8 protein-coding genes and 1 pseudogene are annotated in these 7181 nt (G+C 68.7%); 1 reads left to right on the forward strand and 8 read right to left on the reverse strand.

The window, feature by feature from the left end:
- Window positions 1-53 precede the first annotated feature (53 nt).
- The 8 genes from FV223_RS16115 to FV223_RS16150 form a co-directional block, all read right to left on the reverse strand.
- Window positions 54-707 (reverse strand): pyridoxamine 5'-phosphate oxidase family protein, encoded by a 654-nt coding sequence (locus tag FV223_RS16115; protein WP_147727986.1) that lies wholly within the window; start codon window positions 705-707, stop codon window positions 54-56.
- A 206-nt stretch (window positions 708-913) separates the two neighbouring features.
- On the reverse strand, window positions 914-1933 hold the full coding sequence (ilvC, locus tag FV223_RS16120; protein ID WP_147727987.1) for a ketol-acid reductoisomerase: 1020 nt from the start codon (window positions 1931-1933) through the stop codon (window positions 914-916).
- Window positions 1934-1965: 32 nt separating this feature from the next.
- Complete coding sequence (locus FV223_RS16125; protein WP_147727988.1) at window positions 1966-2601, reverse strand: TetR/AcrR family transcriptional regulator C-terminal domain-containing protein; 636 nt, start codon at window positions 2599-2601, stop codon at window positions 1966-1968.
- 85 nt (window positions 2602-2686) lie between these two features.
- The gene (locus FV223_RS16130) at window positions 2687-3325 is read right to left on the reverse strand and encodes a glutathione S-transferase (protein WP_147727989.1); all 639 of its coding nucleotides are present in this window, start codon (window positions 3323-3325) and stop codon (window positions 2687-2689) included.
- Window positions 3322-3666 (reverse strand): type II toxin-antitoxin system PemK/MazF family toxin, encoded by a 345-nt coding sequence (locus FV223_RS16135; protein ID WP_246687916.1) that lies wholly within the window; start codon window positions 3664-3666, stop codon window positions 3322-3324. The genes FV223_RS16130 and FV223_RS16135 overlap by 4 nt, the downstream gene beginning before the upstream one ends.
- Window positions 3667-3688: 22 nt before the next feature.
- Window positions 3689-3973, reverse strand: a complete 285-nt coding sequence (locus FV223_RS16140; protein ID WP_147727991.1) for a MazF family transcriptional regulator — start codon at window positions 3971-3973, stop codon at window positions 3689-3691.
- A gap of 52 nt (window positions 3974-4025) precedes the next feature.
- Window positions 4026-4568, reverse strand: a complete 543-nt coding sequence (gene ilvN, locus FV223_RS16145; RefSeq protein ID WP_147727992.1) for an acetolactate synthase small subunit — start codon at window positions 4566-4568, stop codon at window positions 4026-4028.
- A 135-nt stretch (window positions 4569-4703) separates the two neighbouring features.
- Window positions 4704-6479 carry an acetolactate synthase 3 large subunit gene (locus FV223_RS16150; protein ID WP_147727994.1) on the reverse strand — a complete coding sequence of 592 codons (1776 nt, stop codon included), beginning with the start codon at window positions 6477-6479 and terminating at the stop codon, window positions 4704-4706.
- Between the two features lie 429 nt (window positions 6480-6908).
- Between FV223_RS16150 and FV223_RS16155 the strand changes: the two are divergent.
- A pseudogene (locus FV223_RS16155) lies at window positions 6909-7118 on the forward strand (chemotaxis protein CheW); the annotation flags it as partial.
- Window positions 7119-7181 lie beyond the last annotated feature (63 nt).

Genomic DNA, 7181 nt, shown 5'->3' on the forward strand with positions numbered 1-7181 from the left:
CCTTCGCGGCCGCCGACCTCGCCGACCTCGCGCGCCGGCTCGGCGCCTGAGGCCTAAGCCTCGCCGCGGGCGACCAGCGCCTGGTATTCCGGAACCTCCAGGCGGCCTTCCTTGGCGACGCGGGCCTTGTCCGCGTCGGAGATCACGTCGCCGGCGAGATCGAGGCGCTTCCACGCGGCCAGCGGCGTCTCCCTGCCGGGGGTCGGGACGTACTTGTTCTGCGCGACCTTCTCGTACTTGTGGATGTAGCGCGGGCAGTTGACCCAGATCTTCACCACGTCGACGCGCACGAGGTACTTGGCCTCGGTGTAGCGCGCCATCAGCGGGTCGTCGCGCAGCAGCGTGGCGGTGCCCTGAACGCGGATGCGGTGCGGCGTCTCGAAGTCGATGAAGAGCAGCCCGACCTTGGCCTGCCCCTCGATGTTGCCCATCGAGTAGAACATCCCGTTGCCGTCGAAGCCGGGGAACACCAGCGTGTGGTCGTCCGGCACCTTCACGAAGCCGGGGCTGCCGCCCTTGTACGAGACGGTCGGCATGCCGTCGGGATCGACGGTCGACAGGAAGAACATGTCGCGCGAGCCGATGAAGGCCGCCTCGTCGTCCTGGATCGTCTCGTGCACCCATTGGGTGTCGAGGCGGTCGGCGAGCTTGGTGGTCTTGAATTCCTGCTGGAGCGCGCGGTGCGCGTCCGAATAGAGCGAGGCCATGGTTTCCTCCTGAGCCGGCCGAGCCTCCGCGATCCTTGCGTCGCCGAGTTGTCCCGGAATTTCGCGGCGGCACTGTCCCCTCAAACGTCCGCGCGGGCAATTGCCGCGTTTGGCCGGCGCATGAAAAAGGCCGACCCCGCTTCCACGGGGCCGGCCTTCCTCGTCGACGGTCGTCGGGAACGGCGCGACCGAAGGTCCGAAGAGAATCAGTTCTTGGTCTTGTCGACCAGCGCCTTCTCGGAGATCCACGGCATCATCCCGCGGAGCTTGGCGCCGACCTCCTCGATCGGGTGACGGGCGAGCTTGGCGCGAGTGGCCTTGAACGAGGTCTGGCCGACCTTGTTCTCCAGCATCCAGTTGCGGGTGAAGATGCCCGACTGGATGTCGTCCAGGACGCGCTTCATCTCGGCCTTGGTCTCGGACGTGACGATGCGCGGGCCGGTGACGTACTCGCCGTACTCGGCGGTGTTCGAGATCGAGTAGTTCATGTTGGCGATGCCGCCCTCGTAGATGAGGTCGACGATGAGCTTCACCTCGTGCAGGCACTCGAAATAGGCCATCTCGGGGGCGTAGCCCGCCTCGACCAGGGTCTCGAAGCCGGCCTTGATCAGCTCGACGAGGCCGCCGCACAGCACGGCCTGCTCGCCGAAGAGATCGGTCTCGCACTCTTCCTTGAAGGTGGTCTCGATGATGCCGGCACGTCCTCCGCCGTTGGCCGAAGCGTAGGACAGGCCGAGGTCGTGGGCGTTGCCCGAGGCGTCCTGGGCGATGGCGATCAAGGTCGGCACGCCGCCGCCCTTGAGGTACTCGCCGCGGACCGTGTGGCCGGGGCCCTTCGGGGCGACCATCAGCACGTCGAGGTCGGGACGCGGCTCGATCAGGTTGAAGTGCACGTTGAGGCCGTGGGCGAACAGGAGGGCGGCGCCCTGCTTCATGTTCGGCTCCAGCGACTCCTTGTAGATGTCGCCCTGCAGCTCGTCGGGGGTGAGCATCATCACGACGTCGGCCCACTTGGCGGCCTCGGCGACCGACATCACCTTGAAGCCCTGGCCTTCCGCCTTCTTGGCGGTGGCCGAGCCCTCGCGCAGCGCGATGGCGATGTCCTTCACGCCGGAATCGCGCAGGTTGAGCGCGTGGGCATGGCCCTGGCTGCCGTAGCCGACGATGACGACCTTCTTGCCCTTGATCAGGTTCAGGTCGGCGTCGCGATCGTAGTAGACCCGCATGATGTGTGTCCTCTCTCGTGAAGGGGTTGTGGTTAGCGCTTGGGCTGGCCGTAGAGGGCCAGGAACTGCTCCACCGCCCGGGCGGCGTCGCGTCTGATCTCGGCGGCGTCGAAGACGATCGCATCGCCGAGCAGAAGTCTGATCTGCACGTCGCGGCCGACGAGGCCGAAGAAGGTCCGGAAGGCGGTCTCGCTGTCGTCGAAGGCGAGAAGCCCCGCCGCGCGGCCGGCCTCCAGCACCGGCTTCAGGCGGTCGCCGATCGCGAAGCGCCCGTTGGCGAGCACGATGCTGCCGAGGTTGCTCTTCCGAGACGCCGCGTCGCCGATGGCAATGCGGTTCAGGGCGATCGAGGCCCGGCTCGAGATCACGCCGAGCCAGGTTGTCGCGAAATCGCGAAGGCTCTCGCTCAGGGCGGCGACGTCGAGCGCGCGGGCCTCGTACTGCCCGGCACGCACGCGCGAGGCCTGCCATTGCACCGTCGCTGTCAGCAGGCCGTCGCGGTCCCGGAACCACTTGTACAGCGTCTCCTTCGAGCAGCTCGCCCGGCGCGCGACCGCATCCATGGTGAGCTGGTCGCCCGCCTCCACCATCAAGTCCAGGACCGCATCGAACACGGCCTGCTGGCGGACCGAGGGGGTCGCGTCGTGGATCGCCGAGCCTGCTGCCATCGGGTGCCGAGCCGTACCGTACCGTACGGTTCGCCTGATAGGGTGATTCGTCGCCGGCCGCAAGGCGTCCAGTCGCAGGCGCGCGTCAGGCGGGAAGCGGCAGGCCCTCGCGGGCGAAGACGGCCTGCACGGCCGGCCGCTCGGCCATCGTGCGGGCGTGGGCGGTCCAGGACGGGAAGCGGGCCGGCATGTCGAACCGCAGCGTTGGGCCGCGGGCCCAGACCCAGAAGACCATCAGGTAGGCGTCGACCACGCTGTAGCGATCCTGCACAGCCCAGCCGCCGTTCGAGAGCCGGACCTCGGTCATCGTGCACAGGTCGCCGAACGTGTCGGCCGCCTTGGCGCGGATGCCGGGCAGCGCCGCCTCGTCGTTGCTGTAGCGCTCCGGCCGGCGAATATGGGCGTAGGCCGGGTGATGGTTGATCGAGAGCCAGCACAGCCACTCGTCGGCCACCGCCTGCGCCTTCAGGTCCTCGGGCCAGAGCCTCGCCTCCGGGTGCGCGCGGGCGACGTGGCGCAGGATGGCCGAATTCTCGGTGAGGACCCAGTCGCCCGCGACCAGGGCCGGCACCCGGCCGCGCTCGTTGATCGCGAGGTATTCCGGCGCGCGCTGGTCGCCGGCGGCGAGGTCGAGGCGCACGGTGTCGTAGGGCGCGCCCGCCTCCTCCAGCGCGATGTGCGCGGCGAGCGAGCAGGCGCCGGGGGCGTAGTAGAGGGTGGTCATGGGCGCGCGCTTGTCTCTGCCGCATCGCCGATGCGCACGCCGATGAGAGCGGCCAGCTTCGAGCGGACTTCCTGCAGGATGGGGGCGGGAACGGCTCCGAGAGACCGGAGCGTTCGGGCCTTTCGATCGATCGAGCGAGCCTGATCGACGAGGATCGCCCCCGCCGCGCCGACGCCGTCGGGCAGGAGAACTTTCGTCGGCCAGGGATCGAGGTTCCGTGTGATCGGGCAGATGATGATCCGTCGGGTCAGCGTGTTCATCTCGAGGGTCGAAACGATCAGGGCCGGACGTCGCCCGCGCTGCTCGGTCCCAAGGACAGGATCGAGGTCGACGAGGATCAAGTCGCCGGGGCGGAGGATGCGTTCAGCGGGGATCGTCGTCATCGATGATCTCGGAGCCGACATCCGGCCCCCAATCGACGGTCGGAGGCTCGAAGTCGGGTCCGAGCCGCCGCATCTCCGCGGCCATCTCGGCCATCGTGTAGATCGGGAAACCGTTCACGAAGCGCCGCGCGGGCTCGGAAGCGGATGCGACCCGGACAGGATGGATCTCGACGTCCTGGCCGACCACCAACCCGAGTTCGCGCACGTCGTCTTCCGACACCGCGAGGACGAGGTCGTCCCCTTTTCGTTCGAGCCGTGCCCGCATCCCCAGCCCTCCGGCATCGCGACGGCACCTTAGCACCGTCGTCGGAAATCCGTCACATCGGGTCGGCGCCGCGGCCCATCGCGGCGATGCCGGTGCGGGAGATCTCGACGAGGCCGAGCACGGTCATCAGGCGGATGAAGCGGTCGATCTCCTCGGTCGCGCCGGTCAGCTCGAACACGAAGGAGGTCAGCGTCGCGTCGAGCGTCTTGGCGCCGAAGGCGGCGGCGAGCCGGAGCGCCTCGCCGCGATGCTCGCCCTGCCCCGCCACCTTCACCAGGCAGAGCTCGCGCTCAAGCGCGCTGCCCTGGAGGGTCAGGTCGACGACCCGGTGCACCGGCACGAGGCGGTCGAGCTGCGCCTTGATCTGGTCGATCACCGCGTTGGTGCCGGCGGTGACGATGGTGATGCGCGAGAGATGGCGCGCCTCCTCCGTCTCCGACACCGTCAGGCTCTCGATGTTGTAGCCGCGTCCCGAGAACATCCCGGAGATGCGCGCGAGCACGCCCGGCTCGTTGTCGACGATCACGGCGAGGGTGTGCCGGTTGACGGCCTCGATCCGGCCGGCATCGGGGTAGTGGGTGTTCATGGCGTTCATCGCGGGGCGCGTCCTCGTCGTCCAGTTCGTTCGATCCGCGGTCTCGCACCCCTGGCGCGAGGCAAGCACGGCTGCGCGTCGCCGCCGAGGCGGCGGACCGCAGCCCGACCCCAGGGTCGGGCTGCAACTAAGAGGCTACACCAGCATCTTGCCTTCCTCGGAGATCACGTCGCCGATCTCCATGCCGGTCTCGCCGAGGTAGTCGGAGAGCAGCATCTCGTTGTGCGCCTTGCCCGACGGGATCATCGGGAAGCAGTTCTCCTTCTTGTCGACGATGCAGTCGAACACGACCGGCCCGTCGTAGTCGAGCATCGCGGCGATCGACGCGTCGAGGTCGCCCGGCTTGTCGCAGCGGATGCCCTTGGCGCCGTAGGCCTCCGCCAGCTTGACGAAGTCCGGCAGGCTCTCCGAGTAGCTCTGCGAGTAGCGCGAGCCGTGCAGCAGCTCCTGCCACTGGCGCACCATGCCCATGTACTCGTTGTTCAGGATGAAGATCTTGACCGGCAGGCGGTACTGCACCGCGGTCGAGAGCTCCTGCATGTTCATCAGGATCGAGGCTTCGCCCGCGATGTCGATGACCAGGCCCTTGGGATGGGCCAGCTGCGTGCCGATGGCCGCGGGCAGGCCGTAGCCCATGGTGCCGAGGCCGCCCGACGTCATCCAGCGGTTCGGCTCCTCGAACTTGAAGTACTGCGCCGCCCACATCTGGTGCTGGCCGACCTCGGTGGTGATGTAGGTCTCGCGGTCCTTGCACGCCTCGTAGAGGCGCTGCACCGCGTGCTGCGGCTTGATGATCGTGCCCGAGGGCCAGTAGGCGAGGCACTCGCGCGCCCGCCAGGTGCGGATCTTGGCGAACCACCCGTCGAAGTTGGACTTCTCGGGCTGAGCCGGGAGGGCGCGCCATGCCTCCAGCATGTCGGCGAGCACGGATCCGCAATCGCCGACGATGCCGACGTCGACCTTGACCACCTTGTTGATCGAGGAGGCGTCGACGTCGATGTGGATCTTCTTCGAGAACGGCGAGAACGCGTCGAGCCGGCCGGTGATGCGGTCGTCGAACCGCGCGCCGACGCAGATCATCACGTCGCACTCGTGCATCGCGAGGTTGGCCTCGTAGGTGCCGTGCATCCCCAGCATCCCGAGGAACCTGTCGTCGGAGGCCGGGAAGGCGCCCAGGCCCATCAGGGTCGAGGTGACCGGATAGCCCGTCTCGGCGACGAGCTCGCGCAGCAGGCGCGAGGCCTCGGGGCCGGAATTGATCACGCCGCCGCCGGTGTAGAAGACCGGGCGGCGCGCCTGCGCCATCAGCTCGACGGCGGCGCGGATCTTGTCCGCATCGCCCTTCACCGCCGGCTTGTAGGTCTTGTGCCCGTCGACCGAGGGACGCTCGTAGAGCCCGCTCGCGAACTGGATGTCCTTGGGCAGGTCGACGACGACGGGGCCGGGGCGGCCGTGAGAGGCGACGTAGAAGGCCTCGTGCAGGATGCGCGGCAGGTCGTCGATCGATTTGACCAGGTAGTTGTGCTTGGTGCAGTGGCGCGTGATGCCGACCGTGTCGCATTCCTGGAACGCGTCGGTGCCGATCAGGTGCGTCGGGACCTGGCCCGTGATGCAGACGAGCGGGATCGAGTCGAGCAGCGCGTCGGTCAGCCCGGTGACGATGTTGGTGGCGCCGGGACCCGAGGTGACGAGCACGCAGCCGACCTTGCCCGACGAGCGGGCATAGCCCTCGGCGGCGTGCACGGCGCCCTGCTCGTGGCGGACCAGCACGTGCTTGACCGCGTCCTGGTGAAAGAGCGCATCGTAGATCGGCAGCACCGCGCCGCCGGGATACCCGAACAGCGTGTCGACACCCTGATCCTGGAACGCCCGGATGACCATCTCGGCCCCGGTCATGACCTCGCCGCCCATCGTCTTCCTCCTGCTCGCCTTGCTGGTCTTCGTCGTCTCGATGTCGTCGATCGGCGCGGGCAACAAAAAAGGGCCCCGCGAGGGACCCTGCATGCGCCACCGCCCGGATCGCGGCCCTGAGATCAGGGCCGCCCCGTCGGTGGCGCTTCCGCTACGAAAAGGATCGTCGTCATCGGGATCGATCTCTCGCCCAACGCGGGCCGCCCGCATGGCGCTCCGCGTGAAAAGTGACCGGTGTCTTAACGAAGGCCTCGGCGATGGTCAACGGCATTCCGGCGGAGAGCCGGGCCGCCGCGAAGGATCCGGCCTCTGCGAAGCATTTGCCGCAGCCCGGCCCGACGGCGCGCGGCGCGATTGCCCCGCATCGGCGCCCGGCCTATCACCGATCCTCGTCCCCCCTTCCAACGAGCGCGAGAGCACGGAACGCCGGTGGCCCAGCCCGAGACGGCCTCGCTCAGCTACCTGCTCCTCGACGTCGCGGGCACCCCATGCGCGCTGCCGCGATCCGCGGCCGGCGAGGTGCTGCCGCTGCCGGTCCTGTTCCGGCCGCCGGCCTGCGGCGGCTGGCTCGCGGGGTTCCTCAACCTCGGCGGAGAGCCGGTTCCGGTGGTCGACCTCGCGCGCCTTCTCGGCCTGCGCGGGTCCTGTTCCGGCCGCCGGCCTGCGGCGGCGTCCGGCGTCAGGATCAGGTGGGCGTAGGGG

The organism is Methylobacterium sp. WL116 (assembly GCF_008039455.1).
GTDB lineage: Bacteria > Pseudomonadota > Alphaproteobacteria > Rhizobiales > Beijerinckiaceae > Methylobacterium.

Excerpts from the sequence above, each read along its gene's own strand:
- FV223_RS16115 (WP_147727986.1), bottom strand. The coding sequence starts at position 707 with ATGGCCTCGCTCTATTCGGACGCGCACCGCGCGCTCCAGCAGGAATTC.
- ilvC (WP_147727987.1), bottom strand. The coding sequence starts at position 1,933 with ATGCGGGTCTACTACGATCGCGACGCCGACCTGAACCTGATCAAGGGC.
- FV223_RS16125 (WP_147727988.1), bottom strand. The coding sequence starts at position 2,601 with ATGGCAGCAGGCTCGGCGATCCACGACGCGACCCCCTCGGTCCGCCAG.
- FV223_RS16130 (WP_147727989.1), bottom strand. The coding sequence starts at position 3,325 with ATGACCACCCTCTACTACGCCCCCGGCGCCTGCTCGCTCGCCGCGCAC.
- FV223_RS16140 (WP_147727991.1), bottom strand. The coding sequence starts at position 3,973 with ATGCGGGCACGGCTCGAACGAAAAGGGGACGACCTCGTCCTCGCGGTG.
- ilvN (WP_147727992.1), bottom strand. The coding sequence starts at position 4,568 with ATGAACGCCATGAACACCCACTACCCCGATGCCGGCCGGATCGAGGCC.
- FV223_RS16150 (WP_147727994.1), bottom strand. The coding sequence starts at position 6,479 with ATGGGCGGCGAGGTCATGACCGGGGCCGAGATGGTCATCCGGGCGTTC.